We start from the raw sequence: 23,514 nt of genomic DNA, 5'->3' as shown, positions 1-23,514 counted from the left end.
TGCCGATCGAGGCGACGACATCCTCGTCACCGGCGTAGTCCCAGAAGACCGGCCCGTCGTTGTAGGCCAGCCGGGCCTCGGCCCACTTCGGTGCGCCTGAGACCACGAACCAGTCTTGTTGCTCGGACAACAGATACACGCCTGCGTCGCCGGCGAGCTCCAGCCCGTGCGCCGCGCCGAGGCGTTCCCGCTCGGCGGCCGTCGCTGCTCGCAGCGTGAGCCCGCGGATGACGAACGGCAGGCAGACGTACTGCACCGAGTCGAAGTGCACTTCGATGCGCAGCGGGATGCCCGCGGACGGCGACGCATCGGCCTGCAGCCAGAGCTGCGTGCGCGTCCGCGACGTGCGCATGACTTGGAACAGCCGGTCCGGCGCCGCGAACACCGCCGCCGTGTACCGGTCGATCATTCCGACTGAGCCGGTTTGACACCGAGAGCCGCGAGCAGTTCGTAGAAGGTTTCCTCGGCGAAGACGTTCGCGGCGTCCAGAGCCGTCCGCACCGCCTCGCCGTCCGCCGTGAGACCGGCCTCGGCGGCCCAGGCCAGCGCCTGCTCCGTCACCTCGGCCGGTGTCTGCCCGAGCTCGGGAGCGCCGTATTCGGCGGCCTTCTTCGGATGCAGGTAAACGTGCCAGTAGCCGCCGGCCGGCGTCGCCGCTTCGACATCGGCCACGTCGCTGTCGAGGATGAAGGCCGTGATCGCCGGTGCTCCGGTCTGCGCCACGAGCATTTGCAGGGCGTTGCGCAGGTCGCCGTCCAGCTGCGCGGCGCGCCACCCGCCCGCGTAGGACGACTCGTTGAGCACGTCGGCGTCAGCGAGCGGCTTTTCCGATCGCGCGACCACGATCCGGCCGGTGTAGCCCATCAGTAGGACCCGGTGCTCTCGGAGCGGGACCAGGCCCCGCACGGCGTCTTGTATCGGCCCTTGATGTAGCCGAGACCCCACTTGATCTGCGTCGCCGGATTGTTCTGCCAGTCCGCGCCGGCCGAGCTCATCTTGTTGCCCGGGTAGGCCTGCGGGATGCCGTACGCACCGGAGCTGGGATTCTTCGCCCGGTGGTTCCAGCCGCTCTCCTTGTTCCACAGCTTGTTGAGGCAGCCGAACTGGCTGACCGGGAAGCCGGCGTCGATCATCAACGCGCATCCGATGGCCCGGTTGCCCTTGAACTCGTTGCACGACGAGGGGATCGGCCCGTCGAAGCCCACGGTTCCGTTCTTCTTGGCCTCGGCCCGGCGCTTCTCGTCGGCCTTCTTCTCGATGGCCCGGCGGTCCAGCATGCGCGCCTTGCCGGCAGCAGCCTTGGCCGCCGTGCCGGCCTTGGCCGCGGCCTCCTCCTCGGCCTGCCGCCGCTGCGCCCGGGCCGCCGCGTGCTCACCGTGCCGCTCCTTGAGCAGCCGCAGATCCGCGGCGTCGGCCTGCACGACGAGCCCGGCCTGAGCGCCGGCGAGCTGGTCGGTCTGATGCTCACCGAGGTACACACCGCCGACGAGGCCGCCCACGAGCAGACCCACCGAGCCCACCCGGATGCCGATCCGGCTCCAGAGCCGATCCACCTGAATCCTCCGTCGCTTCGATGATGCGACGACCACCTTGGCCCAACCAACGACGGAAGGGAATAGCGATCACGGGCGATGACCGGAATCACATGGGTTGTCGCCCGATCACCACCTCCGTCACGATGCGCACTGTGAGGGATCGGTGGCCCTGAGTCCCACGACGCCGCGCTGATCGCCGGTAATCCGTTGGCCGCGGGCGCGCCGCGCTGCCAGCATGAATTCATGCAGCTGCCTCGTCCGTCGATGATGTGCCCCCTCGCGGGGCCGTTCGGCGTGCGGTAGTCAGCACCGGACAAGTCCTCGCCTCCGGCGGGGACTGCATGCTCGGGGCGGGGCGGAAGAGGGAACATGACGTTCTACATCACCACCGCGATCCCGTACGTGAATGCGCCGCCGCATCTCGGGCACGCGCTTGAGCTGGTGCAGGCCGATGTGCTGGCCCGGCATCGCCGGCAGCGCGGTGAGCGCGTCCGGTTCCTCACCGGGACCGACGACAACGCGCTCAAGAATGTCGCCGCCGCCCGGGCTGCCGGGGTTGAGGTCGGCGGGTTCGTCCGCGCCAACGCCGACCGGTTCGCCGCCCTGCGGGAGCCGCTGGAGTTGTCGTTCGACGACTTCATCCGGACCGGGTCCGACCCACGGCATGCGCCCGGCGTGGCCGCGCTGTGGCGACGGTCCGCGGCCGACTTCTACCGGCACAGCTACACCGGTCTCTACTGTGGCGGCTGCGAGCAGTTCTTGGACGACACCGGCTGTGCGGAGCATCCGGCCGTCCCGGAACGGGTCGAGGAGACGAACTGGTTCTTCCGGTTGTCCCGCTATCAGGGGCAGATCCTGGAGTTGCTGGAGTCCGGGCAGGTGCGCGTCGAGCCCGCGGCCCGGCGTAACGAGGCGTTGGCGTTCGTCCGGGCCGGGCTGCGCGACATCAGCGTCTCGCGTCCCGCCGCACGCGCCGATGGCTGGGGCATTCCGGTGCCGGACGATCCCGGCCAGACCGTCTACGTCTGGTGGGACGCGCTGGCGAACTACGTCACGGCTCTCGGTGATGGGGATGAGCTGCGCACGTGGTGGCTCGGCTCGGATGAACGCGTCCACGTCATCGGCAAGGGCATCGTGCGCTTCCATGCCGTGTACTGGCTGGCGTTGCTGCTCTCCGCCGGATTGCCTTTACCGACCACGATCCTGGTGCACGACTACCTGACCGTGGACGGCGCGAAGCTGGCCAAGAGCGCCGGCAACGCCGTGGATCCGGTCGCGCTGGTCGGTCGCTTCGGTGTGGACGCGGTGCGCTGGTGGCTGCTCAGGGAGGTCGCGCCGGTCGGGGACACGGACTTCACCGTCGAGCGGTTGGTCGCGCGGGCTGATCGGGATCTCGCCAACGGCCTCGGCAATCTGGTCAACCGGACGCTGACCCTGGCTCGCCGGCACGGGCGGATCCGGCCGGCCGCCGTGGAATCAGGACTGCCCGGGCGCGTTGATGCCGCACTGCGCGCCGGTGACTTCCGGGCGGCCACCGGTGCGCTGTGGGCCGAGGTCGACCGCGGCAACCGGCTCATCGAGGCCACGCAGCCCTGGAAGCTGGCCGATCCCGGGCCGGTGCTGGCCGAGGTGCTCGGCCGCTGCCACCTGCTGGCCCGCGAGCTACGGCCGTTCCTGCCCTCCGGCGCCGATCGGCTGGCCGGACAACTGCGCTGCGACGGGCCGCCGCGCCCGGTGTTTCCGAGGCTGGGCGCGGCGGCGCCGGCGATCAGACCAGGTCGTTGACGCAGCGCAGCACCGGGCGGGTGGACAGGGCCGTCGGTTCCAGCCCAGCCCCGCCGCGGATGATGAACGTCGCCGACTCGCCCGGCAGCAACGTCACGCCCGCCTCGTCGACCTCGGCCGCCGGGTCGAGGCGATCCGGCGACAGGGTCAGGTCCCGCAGGATGTGATGCGCGGTGATCTTGACTCGCGCATCCGGGCCCACCGCCTCGAAAACGGCGTCGAACTTCGCCGGCGGCCAGGCGATGTCCTTGTCCTCGGCGAAGAACCACCAGGCCCGGTGCTCCTCGGCCACGGCGACCAGCACCTCACCCCTGGTGTCGGCGGCTGCGCCGACCTCCGCGGGCAACGGCAGCGTCGTGGCCGCGCCGGGTGCGACGGTCACGTCGAGCGTCACCTCGGCCAGCACGAGCCCATCGAGGGTACGGCGGGAGACGACCGCCGACACCGTCCACGGCTCGACCGAGTCGTTGACCGCCACCAGGGCCGGACCGCCGTCGCGGGGCTGCACGGTCAGCAGTCGCGGGGCGAAGGAGCGGCGCAGGGCGTACCAGAGGGGCTTCTTGCGGCCGTCGCCGTCCACGGCCGCCCAGGAGGTGACCGGCCAGCAGTCGTTGAGCTGCCACATGATCGTGCCCATGCAGTGCGGGCGCAACGACCGGAAGTGCTCGATCCCCAGCGACAGTGCCCGGGCCTGGTTCAGCTGGGTCAGGTAGTGCCAGTCGTCGAAGTCGCGGGGCGCCGGCAGGTGGGCGTCGAGACCGCGCTGCAGTTTGGCGTCGCCGTCCGCCGCCTTCTGGTGCGCCTGCATGCCCGGCGAGTCGTGGGTCAGCGGCTCGTCGGCGATGGCCCGGCGCAGGGTCGCGTACGCCGGGGGTGCCTGGTAACCGAACTCGGCGACGAACCGCGGCCGGTATTCGCGGTACTTGGTGTAGTCGTCGGTGTTCCACACGTCCCAGATGTGCATGGTGCCGTACGCGGGATCGTTGGGGTGTTTGTCGTCGCGGCCCGAGTACGGGCTGCCCGGCCAGTACGGCCGGCTCGGGTCCTCGGCGGCGACGATGCCCGGGAGCACGTCGAAGTAGTAGCCCGCGCCCCACGTCTTGTCGCCCAGCGCCGGCTTCCAGTCCCAGTCCTCGTGGCCCCAGATGTTCTCGTTGTTACCGGTCCACATCATCAGGCTGGGATGCGACGCCAGCCGCACCACCTGCTCGCGGGCCTCCGCCGCCAGCTCCGAGGCGAAGGGCTCCTCCTCCGGGTACGCCGCGCAGGCGAACAGGAAGTCCTGCCCCACCATCAGCCCGAGCTCGTCGGCGAGGTCGTAGAAGTCCTCGGACTCGTACCGGCCGCCGCCCCAGATCCGCAGGTAGTTGACGTTCGCGTCGATCGCCTGGGTGAAGCGGGCGGCGAGGCGCTCGCGGGTGACCCGGTTGGCGAAGACGTCGTCGGGGATCCAGTTGACGCCGCGTACGAAAACGGGGACGTCGTTGACGATCAGGGTGAACGCGCTGCCGTCGGCGTCCGGTGCGGTGTCGATACGCACGTCACGGAAGCCGACCTTGCGGGAGCAGTTGTCCAGGTCGCCGTCCGGCCCCGACGCGGTCACCTCGAGGTCGTAACGCGGCTGGTCCCCGTACCCGATGGGCCACCAGAGCTCGGGATCGCGCACGGTGAGCGAGAGGACGGCCTCGTCGCCCTCGGTCGTGGTCTCCACGCGCTCGCCGGCGACGGTCGCGGTGAGCGTGACCGGTCCCGGGGTCTCCCGTTCGAGGCGCACCCGCACCTCGACCGTGCCCACCCCGCCGGCCATGGTGACCTGCGGGCGGACCTCGGCCAGCCGGGCCAGCGACCAGCTCTGCAGGCCGATCTCCTGCCAGATGCCGGCGGTGACCAGCGTCGGACCCCAGTCCCAGCCGAAGTTGCAGGCCGTCTTGCGGATGAAGTTGAACGGCTCGGGATAGGCGTTGGGCCGGTCGCCGAGCCGGTCCCGCTGCGCCTCGGCATAGCTGTACGCCGAGGTGAAGTGGATCCGCAGTTGGTTCTCACCGTCACGCAGCGCGTCCCGGACGTCGAAGCGGTAGCCGCGGTGCTGGTTGGCGGTGCGGCCCAGCTCGACGCCGTTGAGCACGACGGTGGCGACGGTGTCGAGCCCGGCACAGACCAGGTCCGTGCGGCCGGGGCCGGGCTCGTGCTGGAACACGGTGTCGTAGACCCAGTCGGTGCGCCCGATCCAGGCGAGCTTCTTCTCGTTCTCGTCCAGGTACGGGTCGTCGATCAGGCCCGCGGCGAGCAGGTCGGTGTGCACACAGCCGGGCACGGTGGCGGCGACGCTGTCCACGTCGCCGCCGCTGAGCGCCCAACCCTCGTGCAGAGGTCGGTACGAGGTCACGCTTCTCCTTATACGTCCTGTGGTCAGGACTTGACGGCGCCTTCCATGATCCCTCGCACGATCTGCCGCCCACCCAGTACCAGCAGCACGAGCAGCGGAACCGTGGCCGCGAACGCGCCCGCGAGCACCCGGCGGTAGATGACGTAGTTACCGCTGGCCAGGTCGGACAGGGCCACCATCGAGGTGGGGAACTCGGTGCCGTTGAGCTGGATCAGCGGCCACTGGAACTCGTTCCAGGTGGCCACGAAGGTCAGCAGGCCGAGCACGGCCAGCGCGGGCCGGATGGCCGGCAGCACGATGCTCCAGTACACCCGCATGGTCAGCGCGCCGTCCATGCGCGCCGACTCGATCAGCTCGTCCGGCACCGCGTGCATGATGAACTGCCGCATGTAGAACACGCCGAACGCGCTGACCAGGAACGGCGCGATGACCGACAGCAGGGTCCCGTTCCAGCCCAGCTTGCCCATCAGGATGTACAGCGCCACGATGCCGAGCTGGTTGGGCACGGTCAGGGTCAGGATCACCACGATCATGAGCCTGTCCCGGCCCGGGAACCGCAGCTTGGCGAACGCGAAGCCGGCCAGCGAGCAGAAGAACAGCGTGGAGGCCGTCACCACGAAGGCGACGATGAAGCTGTTGATCAGCGAGGCGGCGAAGTACACCTGCTGCAGGGTGAAGACCTCGCGCAGGTTGTTGACGAACTCCCCGCCGGGGACCACCGACGGCGGGATCTGCGCGACCGCCTCGTCGGTGCTGGTGGCGATGACGAACATCCAGTACAGCGGGAACGCCGACAGCGCCAGCACCGCCACCAGGGCGATGTAGGTGCGCCAGTTCCCGCCGGTGTCCTGCGGTGCGCGGCCGATCTCGGCCCGGCGGCGTGGCTTCAACCGCGGTGCGGTGGCGGTCATCGGCGTCCTCCTCCGAGGCGGTTCGTCGCCAGGGCGTTCAGGGCGGCGACGATGAGGATGATCACGAACAGCGCCCACGACATGGCGGCCGCGTATCCGAGGTTGAGGTCCTTCCAGCCGACCTTGTAGATCAGCTGGGCGATGGTCTGCCACTGCCCGTTCGAGCCGCCGGACGCGGCCGCGGGGTTCTCCTCGAAGAGCATCGGCTCGTTGAAGAGCTGCAGGCCGCCGATGGTCGACAGGACCACCGTGAAGATCAGCACCGGCTGGATCATCGGCACGGTGATGCGCCACAACTGCCGCCACGGCCCGGCGCCGTCGACGGCCGCCGCCTCGTAGACGTCCTTCGGGATGGACTGCATCGCCGACAGGTACAGCAGGGCGTTGTAACCGATCCACTTCCAGTTGACCATCGTGGCGATGGCGATCCAGGAGCTCCACTTGTACGCCCGCCAGTCCAGCGGCGTGTCCTGGCCGAAGCCGACGAGCGACAGCAGCCAGTTGGCCATGCCGTTGTCACGGGAGAAGAACACGGCGAAGACCAGCGTCGACGCGGCCACCGGGGTCACGTACGGCAGCAGCACGCCGACCCGCCACCAGGTGTTGCCGCGCAGCTTGCGGTTGAGCAGGTTGGCCACCATCAGCGCGATCAGCAGCTGCGGCACGGTGGCCAGGATGAAGATGCCGAACGTGTTGCCCAGCGCGTTCCAGAAGGCCTCGTCGTGGATGAGCTTCTCGAAGTTGGCCAGGCCGGCCCAGCCGGTCAGGGTCGGGTCGTCGAGGCGCCAGTTGCGCAGCGCGACGATGCCGTTGAAGACGATCGGGAACAGCCCGAAGATCGCGAAGAGCAGGAAGAACGGCGAGATCAACAGGTACGGGACGCGCTTGTTGTCGAAGCGGTGGAGCCAGTTGCGTTGCTTGGGCGCGGACTCGGCGGCGCGGCGGTGCGCCGGTTCGGGATTCGCGGTCGGCGGCGCGCTACGGGTGAGGGACACGGCCACTCCTTCCAGGGAGCAGCGGGGCGGCCACCCGGGCCGCCCCGCCGTCGTTTCGCTTTAAGAAGTGGCTGCCTTCTGGGCCGCCTTGACCGCCTCGGGCCAGGCCGCGTTCGACTTGAGCGAGCCCTGCTGGACGCGGGTGATCACGTTCTCCACCGCGACCCGGGTCGGGCCGTTCTTCTTGCCCAGGTACTGCGGCTTCAGGCCCTCCGCGGTGGACGCGAAGATCTGCCCGGTGGGCGCGTTGCTCATGAACTCCTTCTTGTAGTCCAGCACCGCGGGGTCCTTGTAGAGCGCGGGCTGCGACGGCAGGTTGCCGACGGTCTTGAAGACCTCGATCTGCTGCGCCGGCTGGACCATCCACTCGACGAACTTGTAGGCCTCGTCGGCGTTCTTGCCCTGCTTCGGGATGGTCCACCAGGAACCGCCCCAGTTACCGCCGCCGCCGGGGATCGTGGCGATGTCCCACTTGCCCTTCTGGTCGGGCGCGGTGTCCTGGATGTGGCCGAGCATCCACGCCGGGCAGGCCAGCACGGCGAACTGGTCCTTCTTGAAACCCTGGTCCCAGTTGGGCTGGAAGCTGGCGAGGTTGGCCGAGAGCCCGGCGTCGATCGTCTTCATGGCGACGTCGAACGCGACCTTGGGGCCGCCCTCCATCTGCAGCTGCTCGGACTCGTCGTAGAAGCCCTGCGGCTGCTGCGCGAGCACCGGGTTGAACATGTTGGTGCCGGAGTCCACGAACTTCTTGCCGGTGGCCTTGGTGTACTTCTGGCCGGTGGCGATGAAGTCGTCCCAGGTCGCCCAGAGCTTCGAGACCGACTCGCGGTCGGTCGGCAGGCCGGCCTTCTTGAACAGGTCGGAGCGGTAGCACATGGCCAGGCCGCCGACGTCGGTGCCGAGACCGATCTGGGTCTTCTTGTCGGTGGACATCGACTGCTGCCACTTCCACGGCAGGTACTTCGACTCGTAGCTCGCCGCACCCTTGTCGAGCAGGTTGACGAACTTGTCGCTCTGTCCGCGGAACTGGACGATGAAGCCCTCGTCGACCGCGGAGATGTCCGGCGCGCCGCTGCCGGCGACCAGCTTCTTCTGCAGGTCCTCGTGCTGGGCGTTGTACTCGCCCGAGTTCAGCACGATCTTGACGTTCGGGTGGTCCTTCTCGTACGCGGCCTTGAGCTTGTCAAGACCCATGTCACCCCAGAAGTTGACCTTCAGGGTGACCTGCCCTTCGGCGGCCTTGTCGCTGCCGCCCTCCAGGTCCTGGCCACTGCAGCCCGCAAGAACCAGGCTTCCGGCAAGGCCGGCGGCGATCAGCGCCACGCCCCGCTTGGCGAACCGTTCCATTACTCCTCCACCCAGGGAAAGTGCTGTGAGAATTTACTGAACCGGATAAGTGACGCGACCGTATGACGCGGCTCACGTGGTGTCAAGAGCGTGTTTCATATTGATGTCTGCGTCCGTTACCAACCGCTGTAAGCACGCGTAAAGCGGGTTAAAACCACCACTATGCTTCCGTGGGGTTACGCGATCGGTTGTGGTCTGCAACACTTAACCGATCAAGTTCCCAGCCCCCGCCAGGGGCATGGTGGAGCGAGGTAGCGTGAGAGCGCTCCACTGGCGATGTTCCTGGAAGAGAGAGGCGACCCGAGTGAAGCGGCCGACGATCGCCGACATCGCGCGCCGGGCCGGCGTGTCCAAAGGGGCGGTGTCGTACGCGCTGAACGGGCAACCGGGCGTCTCCGACGCGACCCGGCAGCGGATCGTGGCCATCGCCCAGGAGATCGGCTTCAACCCCAACAGCGCGGCCCGCGCCCTCTCCGGGGCCAGCGCCCGCGCGGTCGGCCTCACCCTGTGCCGGCCCGCCCGCATACTGAGCATCGAGCCGTTCTTCATGGGCCTGATCAGCGGTTTCGAGCAGGAGCTGGCCGCCCGGTCGTACGCGCTGACGCTGCAGGTGGTGGCCACCCCGCAGACCGAGACCGAGGTCTACCGCCGGTGGTGGGGCGAACGCCGGGTCGACGGCGTGTTCGTGACCGACCTGCGGGAGAACGACATCCGCATCCCGGTGCTGAACGAACTCCAGCTACCGGCGGTGGTGATCGGCGGCCCCGGCGACACGGGGAAGCTGGCCCAGCTCTGGTCCGACGACGCCGGTGCGATCACCGAGGCGGTCGGCTACCTGATGGCGCTCGGCCACCGCCGCATCGCCCGGGTCGGCGGCCTGCCGGACCTGCTGCACACGCAGACCCGTACGCGCGCGTTCACCCAGGTCTGCGCCTCACTGGGGCTGAGCGAGGCGATCACGGTCCCGTCGGACTACACCGGCGAGGAGGGCGGCCGGGCGACCCGCCGCCTGCTGATCAACGCGGAACGCCCGACGGCGATCATCTACGACAACGACGTGATGGCCGTGGCGGGCCTGTCGGTGGCGCAGGAGATGGGCCTGTCGGTGCCGGGCGACCTGTCGATCGTGGCCTGGGACGACTCCCCGCTGTGCTCCCTGGTCCACCCGCCGCTGACCGCCCTGAGCCGGGACATCGCGGCGTACGGGGCGCACGCGGCCCGCCAGCTCCTGGCCGCGATAGCCGGCGAACCGGTGGGCGACGTGGAAGAGGGAACGGCCCACCTGACTCCCCGGGGCAGCACCGCCCCGCCCCGGGAGAACTGAGTTCACGACGTTCGGTGCGTGTCCAGATACGCTTCCATGCGTTCCGCCGGCGCGGGTCTGGCCAGCGCGAATCCCTGCCCGTAGAGGCAGCCGGCATGCCGGGCGCGCTCGATCTGCTCCGGCGTCTCCAGGCCCTTGGCGACCGTCTCCAGACCCAGCCGGCGACCCAGGCTCACCACCACGTCGATCACCGCCGGACCGACCGCCGGCTCCGGCGGGGTGTTCACCAGGACCTGGTCCAGCTTGAGCATGTCGACCGGCAGCCTGCGCAGGTGTGACAGCGCCGCCTGGCCCGCGCCGAAGTCGTCCAGCGCCGCCCGGACGCCCAGCTTGCGCAGGCTGGTCAGCGACGCCACCACCGCCGGCAGGTCCTCCGCGACCCAGGTCTCCTGAACCTCCACGACCAGGCGTTCCGGTTCCAGGTCGTGGCGGTCGAGGATCTCCGCCACCCGTTCCGGGAAGCGGGCCGTCAGCAGCTCGCGGGGCGACACGTTCACCGACAGCCAGAAGTCACTGCCGCCGGCGCTCCAGCCGGCCAGATGGCGGCAGGCCGCGTCGAGGACCCACTCGTCCAGTTCGGCGGCGCAGCCGACCGCGCGGGCGATCGGCAGCAGCTCGGCCGGCATGATCGTGCCCAGCTTCGGATGCCGCCAGCGCAGCAGCGCCTCGACGCCGACCGGCTGCTCGTCGCGCAGCGAGACGACCGGCTGGAAGACCAGGTCGAGCTCGCCGCGCTCGACCGCGCCGAGCAGCTCGCGTTCCAGGTCCATCCGGCGGTGCAGCTGCATCTCGATGTCGGTGTCGTACCACTCGACGCGGTCGTGGCCGAGCTGCCGGGCCCGGCTGCGGGCCAGGTCGGCGTGGCGCAGCACCTCCTCGGAGTCGCTGCCGCCGGTCAGCTCGGCCAGGCCGACACTGGTGTGCAGCTCGACGATCGTGCCGGGCAGCTGGTACGGCTCCATCAGCAGCGTCACGATGCGGGTGGCCAGCGCATAGGCGAGCACCGCGCCGTCTGTGGTCAGCACCGCGAACTCGTCCCCGCCGAGACGGGCCGCCACGTCGTCCTCGGTGAGCAGGCTGCGGATCCGCCGACCCACCTGGATCAGGACGGCGTCGCCGATCTCACGGCCCTTGCTGTCGTTGATCTCCGCGAGCCCGTGCAGGTCGATCACCAGCAGGGTGCCGTGCTGCCCGGCGCGGCGCCGGTGCTCGAGCACGTCCCGCATCAGCGCCCGCCGGTTGGCCAGGCCGGTGAGCTGGTCGGTGTACGACAACTTGTGCAGGGTGCGTTCCAGGTGCCGGCGCTCGCCGACGTCACGGACGTGCACAACCAGGGCGGCGACCTCGGGCACCGAACGCTGGTCGGCCACCGTGGACTCGGTGTCGCGCCACATCCCGTGCCCGTCACGGATCCGGGCGTTCAGCAGCGCGGGCGGACCGTCGTCGTGCTCGCCGGAGAGCAGCGTCTCCAGGCCGGCCTGCGCGCCGGGAACATCCTCCGGGTGGATGAGCTGCAGGAACGTGCGCCCGATGACCTCGGAATCGGAGAGACCGAAGAGCCGGGCCGCAGCCGGTGACTGCCAGCGGACGGTCAGCTTGTCGTCGAGCACCAACGTCAGATCGGTGGCGCCGGCGACCAGCGAACGGAAGTGCGCCTCCTTGGTGCGCAGCTGCCCGGTATAGCGGCGGATGTCGCTGACGACCAGCAGCTCCCGCATGGTCAGCACGGCGACCATCGAGATGCCGAGCAGCACGGCGGTCTTGTCGAACGGCCCGAGGAAAGCAAGGTGGTACAGCGCGGCGACGACCCCGATGCCGGCGGGCACCGCGAGCAGCGGATAACCGGAGAGGTACTGGTCCTGCTCACGGGGCCCGGTGGCATCGGGCAGGTTGCGCCGGGAGCCGCCCTCGGCGGTGAAACCGAGGCCGGCCACGATCGGCAGGCCGAAGATCGTCACAACCCATCCGGCGCGGTCCGAAAGGATCAGGTTGGCCGCGGCACAGAGTGAAAGCAGCACGAGGATGGCGCCACCCCCGCACCGCAGGGCGGCCGGTCGATGCAACCGGGCCCGCAGCACGATAACGGTGACGATCGAAATGCCGGCCGCGGCCAGCAGGACACAGATCAACGCCGCAGCCGGGGTGTCCTTCATCGGCGTTACCAGGTACGCCGCGAAGCCCAGGGCGACGCCGAGCCCCAGCCCGTCGAACGCGCGCCGCAGCCGGACCGCGACGGTCGAGGCCGCGCCGGGCAGCAACATGGTGCCGAGAATGTAGAGGACCGCGGTCGCACCCACCCCGGCGGCGGCGTAGCTGCCCCGGCCGGGCGGATCAGCGACGAGCACGGCGGTGGTCGCACCGGTGGCCAGCGCGCCCATCCCGATGTAGCCGGCGCCGCGGCAGGCCGCGAACGTGCCGTCCCGGTGGTGGATCGCCAGGGCGGTGTGCACGAGGACCACGGTGGCCCAGATGGCGACGCCACCGACGCCGACGGCCAGCGCGGCCGGGTCGGAGATCAGGCCGATCAGGCCCGCGACCAGCACAAGGGCGCCCGCCACCGGGGCGGCCAGGAACGCCACCCGGTGGCGCCAGGTGCCTATACGCGCGGTGGGCTGCACTGCCACGTGGGGGGTGATCCTCTGCGGACGGTGAGGGCTGGGCGGAACAGGCGGCGGCGACCAGGGGAAGTCACTGCACCCACACCGGGTAACGAGTGTCCCCCGGACAGGTTACGTGCGCGCGGTATCGCTTCGCACGTCGAGATCGTCGGGTATGGACAGCCGCAAGGCAATCCAGCCGAAAGATTCCGCGAGCCTTTCCGTCAGCCACCCGGCCGGCGGATATACCCCAGCTCCTCAGCGCACGCCCCCCGATCACCCGCCCGAACGGCCGTACCCCGTGCCGTCAGCCGCCGGCGACCGACGGAAGCACCTGGATCTCCGCGCCGGCCGGCACCGGGGTATCCAGGCCGCCGGAGCGGCGGCAGTCCTCCCCGTCCACATAGACGTTCACATACCGCCGTAGCGCACCGCTTTCGTCGCGGATCCTCCGTTCCAGCCGCGGCCACCGCTCCCGGATCTCGTCCAAGACCGCGCCCAACGTCCCGCCGTCTCCCACCTCGAGATGCGCCGCGCCGCCGGCCTCCGCACGCAGCACTCCCGGGACCAGCACTGTCGGCATCAGAGGCTCGCCGCCCGCACACACAGCACGTCAGGCAGATGCGCCGCCACCGACGTCCAGCTCTCCCCCTCGTCGCGGCTGGCGAACACCTCGCCCGAGCGGGTGCCGAAGTAGACACCGGCCGGCTCCGCGTCGTCCGCGCACATCGCGTCGCGCAGCACCACCTGATAGAACGGCTCCTCAGGCAGACCCGCCTGCTGCGGCTCCCAGTTTTCGCCCGCGTCCGTGGAGCGGAACACCCGGCAGCGCAGGTCGACCGGCTCCCGCTGCCCGTCGCTGACCAGGGGAAAGCTCCAGATCGTGCCGCCGCGCCGGGGATGCGCGACGATCGGGAAGCCGAAGTCGGCCGGCAGCGTCCCGGCGATGGACTGCCAGGTGTCGCCCCCGTCCACCGTGCGGTAGACGCCGTGGTGATTCTGCGCGTAGTAGCGCTCCGGGTCGGCGCCGTCGCGGGCCACCTTGTGCACGCACTGGCCGAACTCGGGCCACGGGTCGGGCAGGAAGTAGGCCTTGATGCCGGTGTTGGCCGGCGCCCAGGACGCGCCGCCGTCGGTGGTGCGATAGACGCCGCCGGTGGACATGGCGACCAGCACGCGGTCGGGATCCTCGGGGTGCGGCAGCACCGTGTGCACCGCCTGCCCACCGAATCCGGCGCCCCACTCGGGCCGGTGCGGATGGTCCCACAGGGCGCGGACCAGCTCGTACGTCCGGCCGCCGTCCTCGGAGCGGAACAGCGCCGACGGCTGGACCCCGGCGTAGACGACGCCGGAGGCGGCCGGGGTGATCTGCCAGACCCGCTCGACCGCCGCACCGGCGTCGGCCGGGAAGGCCAGCGGGGCGACGTCGGGCTCCTCCCAGGTGGCACCCAGGTCGTCGCTGATGGCGACGCTGGGGCCGAAGTGGGAGCTGTCCACGCCGGCCAGCAGGCGGGGCTGCGGTCCACGGTTGTCGATGGCGACGGCATAGATGGACATGCCGGGGAAGTGCGCGGAACTCAGCTGCCAGCTCCGCCGGTCGTCCTCACTCGTGGCCAGGAAGAGGCCTTTCTTGGTGCCGATGGCTATCAGCTCGGTCATGGCCAGCAGTATCCCCGCCCGGTCCGACAAAAACGCCGCATCCGGCGGGTGCGAGGATGAGAACGTGAGTCGACCCGCCCTGCGCGTCCGCAAGTCCGGCGCCCTCGTCGTCGCCGCGCTGATCGCGTTCGTGGGCACCGCCCCGTTCGCCGGAGCGGCCTGGCAGCTGGCCCCGTTGCTGCTGATCCCGCTGGCCGTGCTGATCTGGGCGGTGCGGGCCGGCACCGACGTGGGTCCCGCCGGCCTGCGGGTGCGGGCGCTCTTCGGCAGCGTCGACATCCCGTGGTCCCGGGTCGACCAGCTCGGGCCGGACGACCGCGGCCGGGTGTCCGCCCTGCTCACCGACGGCACGGTGATCCGGCTGACCGGGGTCACCACCACCAATCTGCCCGCGGTCATCGCGGCCGGTGGGCAGGAGCTGCGGGACGACTCAGTAGCCGTCGACGACCCGGTTGACGAGCGGCTCCCCGGCGGCGAACCGACGTAGCTGCTCCCCCGCCAGGCGGTAGGCCCGAGGCAGCAGACCCACCACGGCCCCGCCGACGTGCGGGGTGATGAAGACGTTGGGCAGCTCCCACAGCGGGTGCCCTACGGGCAGGGGCTCCGGATCGGTCACGTCGAGCGCGGCACCGATCCGTCCGGAGGCCACCTCGGTGAGCAGCGCCGCCGTGTCGACGACCGGCCCGCGGGCCGCGTTGACCAGCAGTGCCCCGTCGGGCAGCGCCGCCAAAAAGGAACCGTCGACCAGCCCGCGGGTCTGCTCGGTCAGCGGCACGAGCAGGATCACGACCTCGGCCTGCGGCAGCAGGCCGGGCAACTCGCCGACCGCGTGCACGTCCTGGCCGGGACGCGCGGTGCGGGCCACCCGGGTCACGGTGACCTCGAACGGGGCCAGCCGCTGCTCGACGGCCCGGCCGATCGAACCGGCTCCCACGATGAGCACCCGCTTGCCGGTCAGCTCCTCGGTGGGCGTGAACGCCCCCGGGGCCCACTCCCGCCGCTGCTGGGCGCGGGCGAAGGCGGGGAACTGCCGCAGCGAGCCGATCGCGGCGCCCAGGACCCATTCCGCGACCGCCGCGTCGTGCACCCCGGCCGCGTCGCACAGCTGCACACCGGCGGGCACGTGGCCGACCCAGTTGTCCGCACCGGCCGAGAGCAGCTGCACGACCCGCAGGCCCGTCAGCTTCGGCAGCAGGTCGGAGGCGCGCACGGTGGAGCTGAACGGCGGCACCCAGAACCGGACGTCCGTAGGGTCCGACGGCAGCGTGGCCGCATCGGCGCAGACCTCGACCTCGACCCCGGCCGGTACGTCGCCGAGCAGCTCGCGGCCCTTCTCATGGGCGATCCAGACCTTCACGGTGCCAACCTAGCCGCGCCGGGCGCCCGCTGCCCGGCCGGAGATCCAGGTGTGCCGGACGTCCCAGCCGGCCCCGCTACCCTGGACCGGGGAAACGAGGAGGTCGTGTGATCGAGCGCAGTCGCCGGTTCCGAGCGGGCGCCGTGACACTTGGTGCCGTGCTGGCTCTGACCACCGCGTGCAGCTTCGGCCCGCCGGAGCCCGACGTGGCCGGGGAGCCGCCGAACCTGCCGGCTCCGTCCGCCTCCGCCGACCCGGACAGCAGCAGCGCCGGCGAGGCCACGGCGGCGGCCACGGTCCTGGCCAAGGACCTCGAGGTGCCGTGGGGCCTGGCCTTCCTACCCGACGGCGCCGCCCTGGTGACCGAGCGTGACACCGCCCGCATCCTGCAGGTCGGCCCGGAGTCGGACGCCGAGGGGCTCAAGGTCACCGAGGTACAGCGGCTCACCGAGCCGGAGCCGGGCGGCGACGGTGGCCTGCTGGGCATCGCCGTCTCCCCGAAATACGAGACCGACGCGACCGTCTTCATCTACTACTCGACCGCGAAGGACAACCGCGTCGCCAAGCTCAAGCTCAAGGGCAAGCCGGAGCCGATCCTCACCGGCATCCCGCACTCGGCGAACGACAACGGCGGTCAGCTCGCGTTCGGCCCGGACGGCATGCTCTACGTCACCACCGGCGACGGCTCGGCGACCGGCAACCAGGCGCCGAACCCGAAGAGCCTCGGCGGCAAGATCCTGCGGATCACCACCGCCGGCAAACCCGCGCCGGGGAATCCGGTCAAGAACTCGCCGGTCTGGTCGTCCGGTCACCGTAACGTGCAGGGCATAGCCTGGGACTCGGCCAAGAAGATGTACGCCAGTGAGTCGGATCAGAAGAAGTCCGGCGAGCTGAACGTGATCGAGAAGGGCAAGAACTACGGGTGGCCGAAGGCGGACGGCGCCGGCTCGGACGCCAAGCTCACCGCTCCGGTGGTGAGCTGGCCGATCGGCGACTCGTCCTGCGCGGGTGTGGCGGTGCTGGAGCGCATGGTCGCGACGGCCTGCCTGCTGGGGCAGCGGGTGTGGATGGTCGACATGACCGAGAACGGCACCCTGCTGGGTCAGCCCAAGTCGGTGCTGGCCGGTGAGTACGGCCGGCTGCGCGGGTTGGTCGCCGCCCCGGACGGCTCGTTCTGGGTCACCACGTCCAACCGGGAGAAAGGCGCCGATCCGGGACCGGACGACGACCAGATCATCCGGCTGGTGTTCTCCGACGGCGGAGCCGGCCGGAGCTGACCGTCGTCACTGTTTGACGACCAGCGCACGGGGGCAGGTGAGCCGGCGACCATGAACGAGAAGATCTTGCGGGCCCGCGACGCGGTGAAACGTACCTGGCAGCGGCCGTGGGCCCGGCGCCTGAGCGTCTGGGCGGCGGTTGTGGCCGTCAGCCTGACCGGCGTCGTCGTCGGCACGATGCTGTTCGCCCAGGCGGAGATCGCGGTGGGCCCGTTCCGGGCCGACATGTCGATCAGCCCGTCGGTCGAGGGCGGCACCGAGGTGCAGATCCCACCCCTGGGCTCGCTGCACCTGGACAGCCACGACGGCCCGATCCATCTGAAGGTCAACCTGGGCTCGCTGGACCAGGGACGCACCGAGGCGCTGATCGACGACCCGACGGCGATCAGCGCGGCCGGGCAGTCGGCGGTGGACGACGTGACCAAGGGCGTGCTGCAGCTGGGCCTGCGGGCGCTGGGCGCGGCGATCGTGTGCGCGCTGATCCTGTCGGCGCTGATCTTCCGCAACGTCCGGCGGGTGGCGGCGGCCGGGGTGCTGGCGCTGGTGGTGACCGGCGGCAGCCTGGGGCTGGCCGCGGGCACGATCCGGCCGGACTCGATCAGCGAGCCGAGATACGAGGGCCTGCTGGTCAACGCGCCGGCGGTGGTCGGTGACGCGCGGCGCATCGCGGACAACTACGGCCGGTACGCCGACCAGCTCCAGCAACTGGTCAGCAACGTGAGCCGGATCTACACGACGGTGTCGGCGCTGCCGGTGTTCGAGCCGTCCGGTAACAGCACCCGCATCCTGCACGTGTCCGACCTGCACCTGAACCCGACGTCGTGGGGCGTGATCCGTACGGTCGTCAAGCAGTGGGACATCGACGCTGTGGTCGACACCGGCGACATCGTGGACTGGGGCAGCAACGCCGAGACCTCGTACGTGAGCAACATCGGCCAGCTCGGGGTGCCGTACGTGTACGTGCGCGGCAACCACGACTCGCTGGCGATCCAGGAGGCCGTGGCCCGGCAGAAGAACGCGGTCGTGCTCGACGACACGACGGTGACGATCGACGGCCTGACGTTCGCGGGCATCGGCGACCCGGAGTTCACTCCGGACAAGAGCGAAAACCCGCCGGCCGACGCGGACGAGCCGGTCACGTCCCCCCTGCTGACCAGCGGCGAACGCCTGGCGACAACGATCCGCGCGGCGCAGACGAAGGTGGACGTGGCGCTGGTGCACGACCCGGCGATGGCGCCGCCGCTGTCCGGGCTGGTGCCGGTGGTGCTGGCCGGCCACACCCACAAGCGCGAGGTGAGCGTGCTGGCGGCACCGTCCCCGGCGCCCTCGTCGTCGGTGGCCCCGAGTGCACCGGCGCCGAGCACGTCGGCCGGGGTGACGGCACCGCCGCAGGAGACGCGGTTGCTGGTGGAGGGTTCGAGCGGTGGCGCGGGCCTGCGCGGGCTGGAGAAGGAGGAGCCGACGCCGCTGATGATGTCGGTGCTGTACTTCGACGAGACGCACGCGCTGAAGGCCTACGACGACATCCAGCTGGGCGGCACGGGCGAGCAGAACGTGACGATGCAGCGCAAGGTCGTCGGCAAGGACGAGCCGGAACCGACCACGGACCCGTCGGCGATCAGCGGCGTGACCCCGGAAATCCGCCCCAACGGCAGCGTGCCACCCGGCCGCTGACCGGCCCGGAGCTCAGCCACCGCTCTCAGCCCGGATGGCGGCGTCACCAGGTCGGGAACTGCAGCACCCGGCCCTGTGTGTCACAGGACCGGGCGCCGGCCGTAAGAAATATCGCGAGGACTAAGAGAGCCGGGAGAGGATCAGCTCCCGGACGGTCTTGGCGTCCGCCTGGCCGCGGGTCGTCTTCATGACCGCGCCGACCAGCGCGCCCGCCGCCGCGACCTTGCCGTCGCGGATCTTCGCCGCGATGTCCGGGTTGGCGGCGATGGCCTCGTCGACCGCCGCCGTGAGCGCGCCCGTGTCGGAGACGACGCCCAGGCCGCGGGCCTCGATCACCGCTGCCGGGTCGCCCTCGCCGGCCACGACGCCCTCGAGGACCTGGCGGGCCAGCTTGTCGTTGAGCTTGCCCTCGTCGACCAGGCCCTGCAGCTGCGCGACCTGGGCCGGCGTCACGCCGACCGCGGCGAGCTCGACGCCCGTCTCGTTGGCGCGGCGGGCCAGCTCGCCCATCCACCACTTGCGGGCGCCGGCCGCGGTGGTGCCCGCGGCGATGGTCTCCTCGATCAGCTCGATCGCGCCGGCGTTGGCCACCGACTGCATGTCGAGCGTGGAGATGCCCCACTCCTCGGCGAGCCGGGCGCGCTTGACGCTGGGCAGCTCGGGCAGGGCCGCCTTGAGGTCGGCCACCCACGCCTTGTCGGGCGCGATCGGCACGAGGTCGGGCTCGGGGAAGTAGCGGTAGTCGGTCGCGGTCTCCTTGGAGCGGCCCGGCCGGGTGTCGCCGGTGGTCTCCTGGAAGTGCCGGGTCTCCTGGAAGATCCGGGTGCCCTGGCTGAGCAGGCTCGCCTGGCGGATGATCTCGGAACGGACCGCCCGCTCGACCGAACGCAGCGAGTTGACGTTCTTGGTCTCCGTCCGGGTGCCCCACTCCTCGCCCGGCAGGTTCAGCGAGGTGTTCACGTCGCAGCGCATCGAGCCCTGCTCCATGCGCACGTCGGAGACGTTGAGCGAGCGGATGATGTCGCGCAGCTCCGTCACGTACGCCTTGGCGACCTCGGGGGCCCGGGCGCCGATGCCGGGGACGGGCTTGGTGACGATCTCGACCAGCGGGATGCCGGCCCGGTTGTAGTCCACCAGCGACTCGGTCGCGCCGTGGATGCGCCCGGTGGCCCCGCCGACGTGCAGCGACTTGCCGGTGTCCTCCTCGAGGTGGACCCGCTCGATCTCGATGCGCACGGTCTCGCCGTCGACCAGCACGTCGACGTAGCCGTCCACGCAGAGCGGCTCGTCGTACTGGCTGGTCTGGAAGTTCTTCGGCATGTCCGGGTAGAAGTAGTTCTTCCGGGCCATCCGGCACCACGACGCGATGTCGCAGTTGAGAGCGAGCCCGATCCGGATGGTGGCCTCGATCGCGGCGCGGTTGGCCACCGGCAGCGCGCCGGGCAGGCCGAGGCAGACCGGGCAGACCTGGGTGTTGGGCTCCGCGCCGAACTCGGTCGGGCAGCCGCAGAACATCTTGGTGTTCGTGCCCAGCTCGACGTGCGTCTCCAGGCCGATGACCGGCTCGTAGCGGGCGATCGCGTCCTCGTAGGAGGGCAACGCGGTGGTGGTCATGCTCACGCCTCCAGCGTCGGTGGGGTCAGGGTGCCGACCGCGGACTCGAGAGCGGCGGCGACCCGGTACATCCGGTCGTCGGCCATCGTCGGCGCCATCACCTGGAAACCGACCGGCAGTCCCTCGGAGAGCCCGCACGGCACCGAGATCGCCGGGCCGCCGTAGAGGTTGGTCGGGATGGTGTAGAGGTCGGCCAGATACATCTGGTAGGGGTCGCTGGTGCGCGAGCCGAACGGGAACGCCACGAACGGCGTGGTCGGCGAGATCAGCACGTCGACCTGCTCGAAGGCGGTGGTAAAGTCGCGCGTGATGAGCGTGCGGACCTTCTGCGCCTGGCCGTAGTACGCGTCGTAGTAACCGCTGGACAGCGCGTACGTGCCGAGGATGATCCGGCGCTTGACCTCGGGACCGAAACCGGCGTCCCGGGTCAGCGACATGACCTCCTCGAGCGAACGGTTGCCGTCGTCGCCGACCCGCAGGCCGTAGCGCACGCCGTCGAAGCGGGCCAGGTTGGACGAGGCCTCGCTGGGCGCGATGAGGTAGTAGGCCGGCAGGGCGTACTCGAAGTGCGGGCAGGACACCTCGACGACCTCGGCACCCAGCTTGACCAGCGCTTCGACCGACTCACGGAAGGCCGCCAGCACGCCGGGCTCAGCGCCCTCGCCCGCGAACTCCTTGACCAGGCCGAGCTTGACCCCGGTGAGGTCGCCGGTGGCACCGAGCCGGGCCGCGGCCACGACGTCGGGCACGGGCTGCGGGATAGAGGTCGAGTCGCGCACGTCGTGGCCGGCGATGATCGAGTGCAGCAGGGCCGCGTCCTCGACGTTGCGGGCGCAGGGCCCGGGGGTGTCGAGGGAGGACGAGAAGGCGATCAGACCGTAGCGGGAGGTGCCGCCGTACGTCGGCTTGGCACCGACCGTGCCGGTGACCGCGCCGGGCTGCCGGATGGAGCCACCGGTGTCCGTGCCGATCGCCAGCGGCGCCTCGTACGCGGCCAGCGACGCGGCGCTGCCGCCGCCGGAGCCGCCGGGGATGCGCCCGAGGTCCCACGGGTTGTTGGTCGGGCCGTAGGCCGAATACTCGGTGGAGGAGCCCATCGCGAACTCGTCCATGTTGGTCTTGCCGAGCATGACCGTGCCGGCGGCGCGCAGCCGCTCGACGACCGTCGCGTCGTACGGCGGCTTCCAGCCTTCGAGGATCTTGGAGGCGGCGGTGGTCGGGATGCCACGCGTGGCGATCACGTCCTTGACCGCCACCGGCACGCCGGCCAGCGGTCCGAGCTCCTCGCCCCGGGCCCGCTTCTCGTCGACGGCGCGGGCCGCGGCCAGCGCACCGTCGCGGTCCACGTGCAGGAACGCGTGCACCTGCCCGTCGACGGCGGCGATCCGGTCGAGGTGCGCGGTCGCGACCTCGACGGCGGAGGCGTCGCCGCCGCTGATCAGGCCTGCGACCTGCGCAGCGGTCATCCTGGTGACGTCAGTCACGGCGCTCAGTCCTCCTCGTCCAGGATGCGCGGCACGCGGAACCGGCCCTCGGCGGAATCGGGCGCGCCGGAGAGCGCCTCCTCCTGCGTGAGGCACGGTGTCACGACGTCGTCGCGGTAGATGTTGGTCAGCGGCACGGAGTGCGAGGTCGGCGGGATGTCCTCGGCGGCCACATCACCGATCCGGGCAACCGACTGCAGGATGACGTCGAGCTGACCGGCGAATTGGTCGAGCTCCTGCTCGGTCACGGCGAGCCGCGACAGGCGCGCCAGATGCGCGACCTCTTCGCGGGAGATGGCGGCCATCGTGCCCCCTTGGTGTGGATGTCGCTGACCGGGGAAGTCTATTTCTTTCGGCGTGGGCCGCGGGCGGCGGCTCCCCCGGTCTGTGGATAACTTGGCTCGGGGAAAGATTTCCGAGATCAAATTCTGGATGTCGTACCTGGTTGCATGGTGCTGACCGTCGCTCCCGCCGATTGCCGGCTGCGTGAGCCAAGACCTCAGAACCGAACTTCCAATTCAAGCTCGTGGCGCAACGGAATTCCGTCCAGCTCGCGCGGAATGGCCGGTTTCAGGGCGCGGGCCCGGGTCACCGCGTCCCGATGCACAGCGACCAGGTCGTAGCCATGCCGCTGGTAGAAGCGCAGCGCCCGGACATTGTCGTTCGTGGTGACCAGCCAGAGCCGGGCGGCACCGGCCGTCGCGGCCGTCTCCCGGATCCAGCCGAGCAGTGCGGTGCCCGCCCCGCTGCCCGGCCGGTCGGCGGCGATCGACACGATCTCCCAGTCCGCACCGACGATTCGGTATGTGAGCAGCCCGGCCGGTTCGGCGCCGTCCCACGCGATCGCGGCGGGCAACGCGGCGGCGTCGATCAGCTCGTCGTGGACGGCGACCACTGTGCCGTGGAACGCGGCAGTCAGTGACTGCTGCACATACGCGATGTCGGCGGACGTGACGGGACGCACCTCGATCGCCATGGCACTCCTCAGGACGTCGGCACCGCCAGGGCGCCGGGTTCGCGGCCGGGTCGCAGAGGACGATAACGCGACAGCCACACCGCCAGATCCGGTGCGGGCATCGGCCGCGCGTGGAACCAGCCCTGCGCCGCGTGACAGCCGGCCGCGGCGAGCAACCGCCAGGTCCGCTCGTCCTCGACGCCCTCCGCGACGACCCGCAGCCCCAGCGAGTCGGCCAGCGCGATCACCGACCGCACGATCGCGGCGTCACCCCGGTCGGCGGCCATCCCCAGCACGAACGAGCGGTCGATCTTGACCTCGGCGAACGGCAACCGGCGCAGATGCTGCAACGACGAGTAGCCGGTGCCGAAGTCGTCCAGGGAGATCGCCACCCCCATCCGGTCCAGCCGGGTGATCGTGTCGAGGACCCGGTGCGGGTCGGCCATCAGCGCACTCTCGGTGATCTCGAGCTGCAGCAGGTCGGGCGGTACGTCGTACCGGTGCAACAGGGTGTCGATCTCCACCGCGATGTCCGCCGCGTGCAGGTCCCGGACGCTGACGTTGACGGACGCGCGCAGCGGCCGGCCGGCCGCGCGCCAGGCGCCGAGCTGGGC

At 70.5% G+C, this 23,514-nt stretch carries 21 protein-coding genes; 5 read left to right on the top strand and 16 right to left on the bottom strand.

Features of this window, described 5'->3' with window-relative positions:
- The 3 genes from AB0C29_RS03560 to AB0C29_RS03550 form a co-directional block, all read right to left on the bottom strand.
- The coding region (locus AB0C29_RS03560; protein ID WP_360814578.1) for a hypothetical protein at nt 1–409 on the bottom strand (409 nt) is incomplete at its 3' end.
- Nucleotides 406–864, bottom strand: coding sequence for a hypothetical protein (locus AB0C29_RS03555; protein ID WP_360814576.1), 459 nt, complete (start codon nt 862–864; stop codon nt 406–408). The genes AB0C29_RS03555 and AB0C29_RS03560, both read right to left, overlap by 4 nt.
- On the bottom strand, nt 864–1,553 hold the full coding sequence (locus tag AB0C29_RS03550) for a lytic transglycosylase domain-containing protein (protein WP_360814574.1): 690 nt from the start codon (nt 1,551–1,553) through the stop codon (nt 864–866). Before AB0C29_RS03550 ends, AB0C29_RS03555 begins: the two co-directional genes overlap by 1 nt.
- Nucleotides 1,554–1,904: 351 nt before the next feature.
- Here AB0C29_RS03550 and AB0C29_RS03545 point away from each other — a divergent pair, with 351 nt between their 5' ends.
- Nucleotides 1,905–3,320, top strand: coding sequence for a methionine--tRNA ligase (locus AB0C29_RS03545; RefSeq protein WP_360814572.1), 1,416 nt, complete (start codon nt 1,905–1,907; stop codon nt 3,318–3,320).
- Here AB0C29_RS03545 and AB0C29_RS03540 read toward each other — a convergent pair.
- The 4 genes from AB0C29_RS03540 to AB0C29_RS03525 are packed head-to-tail and all read right to left on the bottom strand — an operon-like array spanning nt 3,304 to nt 8,959.
- On the bottom strand, nt 3,304–5,706 hold the full coding sequence (locus tag AB0C29_RS03540) for a glycosyl hydrolase 2 galactose-binding domain-containing protein (protein WP_360814570.1): 2,403 nt from the start codon (nt 5,704–5,706) through the stop codon (nt 3,304–3,306). The two genes, AB0C29_RS03545 and AB0C29_RS03540, sit on opposite strands and share 17 nt — an antisense overlap.
- A gap of 23 nt (nt 5,707–5,729) precedes the next feature.
- Complete coding sequence (locus tag AB0C29_RS03535) at nt 5,730–6,617, bottom strand: carbohydrate ABC transporter permease (protein ID WP_360814568.1); 888 nt, start codon at nt 6,615–6,617, stop codon at nt 5,730–5,732.
- Complete coding sequence (locus tag AB0C29_RS03530; protein ID WP_360814566.1) at nt 6,614–7,612, bottom strand: sugar ABC transporter permease; 999 nt, start codon at nt 7,610–7,612, stop codon at nt 6,614–6,616. The genes AB0C29_RS03535 and AB0C29_RS03530 overlap by 4 nt, the downstream gene beginning before the upstream one ends.
- 60 nt (nt 7,613–7,672) lie before the next feature.
- Nucleotides 7,673–8,959 (bottom strand): extracellular solute-binding protein, encoded by a 1,287-nt coding sequence (locus AB0C29_RS03525; RefSeq protein WP_360550126.1) that lies wholly within the window; start codon nt 8,957–8,959, stop codon nt 7,673–7,675.
- 304 nt (nt 8,960–9,263) lie between these two features.
- Here AB0C29_RS03525 and AB0C29_RS03520 point away from each other — a divergent pair, with 304 nt between their 5' ends.
- Entirely contained in the window at nt 9,264–10,283 is a 1,020-nt protein-coding gene (locus AB0C29_RS03520; RefSeq protein WP_360814564.1) for a LacI family DNA-binding transcriptional regulator, read from the top strand.
- A gap of 2 nt (nt 10,284–10,285) precedes the next feature.
- Here the strand turns inward: AB0C29_RS03520 and AB0C29_RS03515 are convergent, their stop codons facing one another.
- From AB0C29_RS03515 to AB0C29_RS03505, 3 genes are all read right to left on the bottom strand, one after another.
- Nucleotides 10,286–12,907, bottom strand: a complete 2,622-nt coding sequence (locus AB0C29_RS03515) for an EAL domain-containing protein (RefSeq protein WP_360814562.1) — start codon at nt 12,905–12,907, stop codon at nt 10,286–10,288.
- A 280-nt stretch (nt 12,908–13,187) separates the two neighbouring features.
- The gene (locus AB0C29_RS03510) at nt 13,188–13,463 is read right to left on the bottom strand and encodes a ubiquitin-like small modifier protein 1 (RefSeq protein ID WP_360814560.1); all 276 of its coding nucleotides are present in this window, start codon (nt 13,461–13,463) and stop codon (nt 13,188–13,190) included.
- Nucleotides 13,463–14,539 carry an exo-alpha-sialidase gene (locus AB0C29_RS03505; protein WP_360814558.1) on the bottom strand — a complete coding sequence of 359 codons (1,077 nt, stop codon included), beginning with the start codon at nt 14,537–14,539 and terminating at the stop codon, nt 13,463–13,465. The genes AB0C29_RS03510 and AB0C29_RS03505 overlap by 1 nt, the downstream gene beginning before the upstream one ends.
- 64 nt (nt 14,540–14,603) lie before the next feature.
- On the opposite strand from AB0C29_RS03505, the gene AB0C29_RS03500 reads away from it, so the two are divergent.
- Complete coding sequence (locus AB0C29_RS03500) at nt 14,604–15,026, top strand: PH domain-containing protein (RefSeq protein ID WP_360814556.1); 423 nt, start codon at nt 14,604–14,606, stop codon at nt 15,024–15,026.
- Here AB0C29_RS03500 and AB0C29_RS03495 read toward each other — a convergent pair.
- Nucleotides 14,970–15,896, bottom strand: a complete 927-nt coding sequence (locus AB0C29_RS03495) for a 2-hydroxyacid dehydrogenase (RefSeq protein ID WP_360814554.1) — start codon at nt 15,894–15,896, stop codon at nt 14,970–14,972. The genes AB0C29_RS03500 and AB0C29_RS03495 overlap by 57 nt on opposite strands.
- A 143-nt stretch (nt 15,897–16,039) precedes the next feature.
- On the opposite strand from AB0C29_RS03495, the gene AB0C29_RS03490 reads away from it, so the two are divergent.
- Both AB0C29_RS03490 and AB0C29_RS03485 read left to right on the top strand, forming a co-directional pair.
- Nucleotides 16,040–17,173 (top strand): PQQ-dependent sugar dehydrogenase, encoded by a 1,134-nt coding sequence (locus tag AB0C29_RS03490; RefSeq protein WP_360814582.1) that lies wholly within the window; start codon nt 16,040–16,042, stop codon nt 17,171–17,173.
- Nucleotides 17,174–17,224: 51 nt separating this feature from the next.
- Nucleotides 17,225–18,847 (top strand): metallophosphoesterase, encoded by a 1,623-nt coding sequence (locus AB0C29_RS03485; protein ID WP_360814552.1) that lies wholly within the window; start codon nt 17,225–17,227, stop codon nt 18,845–18,847.
- Nucleotides 18,848–18,967: 120 nt separating this feature from the next.
- On the opposite strand, the gene gatB is transcribed toward AB0C29_RS03485, so the two are convergent.
- The 5 genes from gatB to AB0C29_RS03460 form a co-directional block, all read right to left on the bottom strand.
- Entirely contained in the window at nt 18,968–20,461 is a 1,494-nt protein-coding gene (gene gatB / locus AB0C29_RS03480; RefSeq protein ID WP_360814580.1) for an Asp-tRNA(Asn)/Glu-tRNA(Gln) amidotransferase subunit GatB, read from the bottom strand.
- A gap of 2 nt (nt 20,462–20,463) precedes the next feature.
- On the bottom strand, nt 20,464–21,945 hold the full coding sequence (gene gatA, locus AB0C29_RS03475) for an Asp-tRNA(Asn)/Glu-tRNA(Gln) amidotransferase subunit GatA (RefSeq protein ID WP_360814550.1): 1,482 nt from the start codon (nt 21,943–21,945) through the stop codon (nt 20,464–20,466).
- Nucleotides 21,946–21,950: 5 nt separating this feature from the next.
- Nucleotides 21,951–22,250, bottom strand: a complete 300-nt coding sequence (gene gatC, locus AB0C29_RS03470; protein WP_360550146.1) for an Asp-tRNA(Asn)/Glu-tRNA(Gln) amidotransferase subunit GatC — start codon at nt 22,248–22,250, stop codon at nt 21,951–21,953.
- A 194-nt stretch (nt 22,251–22,444) separates the two neighbouring features.
- A complete protein-coding gene (locus tag AB0C29_RS03465) occupies nt 22,445–22,921 on the bottom strand; it encodes a GNAT family N-acetyltransferase (RefSeq protein ID WP_360814548.1) in 477 nt (158 codons plus the stop codon).
- An 8-nt stretch (nt 22,922–22,929) separates the two neighbouring features.
- Nucleotides 22,930–23,514, bottom strand: a 585-nt coding sequence (locus AB0C29_RS03460) for an EAL domain-containing protein (protein WP_360814546.1), incomplete at its 5' end; no start/stop codon positions are given.

The organism is Actinoplanes sp. NPDC048791, assembly GCF_040650095.1.
Classification (GTDB): Bacteria; Actinomycetota; Actinomycetes; order Mycobacteriales; family Micromonosporaceae; genus Actinoplanes.
The sequence above is the reverse complement of the archived record's forward strand: the minus strand, read 5'-3'. Positions and strand labels throughout refer to the sequence as shown.

What these genes read in the sequence shown, in the direction of transcription:
- AB0C29_RS03555 (WP_360814576.1), bottom strand. Translation starts at nt 864, where the DNA reads ATGGGCTACACCGGCCGGATCGTGGTCGCGCGATCGGAAAAGCCGCTC.
- AB0C29_RS03545 (WP_360814572.1), top strand. Translation starts at nt 1,905, where the DNA reads ATGACGTTCTACATCACCACCGCGATCCCGTACGTGAATGCGCCGCCG.
- AB0C29_RS03535 (WP_360814568.1), bottom strand. Translation starts at nt 6,617, where the DNA reads ATGACCGCCACCGCACCGCGGTTGAAGCCACGCCGCCGGGCCGAGATC.
- AB0C29_RS03525 (WP_360550126.1), bottom strand. Translation starts at nt 8,959, where the DNA reads ATGGAACGGTTCGCCAAGCGGGGCGTGGCGCTGATCGCCGCCGGCCTT.
- AB0C29_RS03510 (WP_360814560.1), bottom strand. Translation starts at nt 13,463, where the DNA reads ATGCCGACAGTGCTGGTCCCGGGAGTGCTGCGTGCGGAGGCCGGCGGC.
- AB0C29_RS03505 (WP_360814558.1), bottom strand. Translation starts at nt 14,539, where the DNA reads ATGACCGAGCTGATAGCCATCGGCACCAAGAAAGGCCTCTTCCTGGCC.
- AB0C29_RS03485 (WP_360814552.1), top strand. Translation starts at nt 17,225, where the DNA reads ATGAACGAGAAGATCTTGCGGGCCCGCGACGCGGTGAAACGTACCTGG.
- gatB (WP_360814580.1), bottom strand. Translation starts at nt 20,461, where the DNA reads ATGACCACCACCGCGTTGCCCTCCTACGAGGACGCGATCGCCCGCTAC.
- gatC (WP_360550146.1), bottom strand. Translation starts at nt 22,250, where the DNA reads ATGGCCGCCATCTCCCGCGAAGAGGTCGCGCATCTGGCGCGCCTGTCG.
- AB0C29_RS03465 (WP_360814548.1), bottom strand. Translation starts at nt 22,921, where the DNA reads ATGGCGATCGAGGTGCGTCCCGTCACGTCCGCCGACATCGCGTATGTG.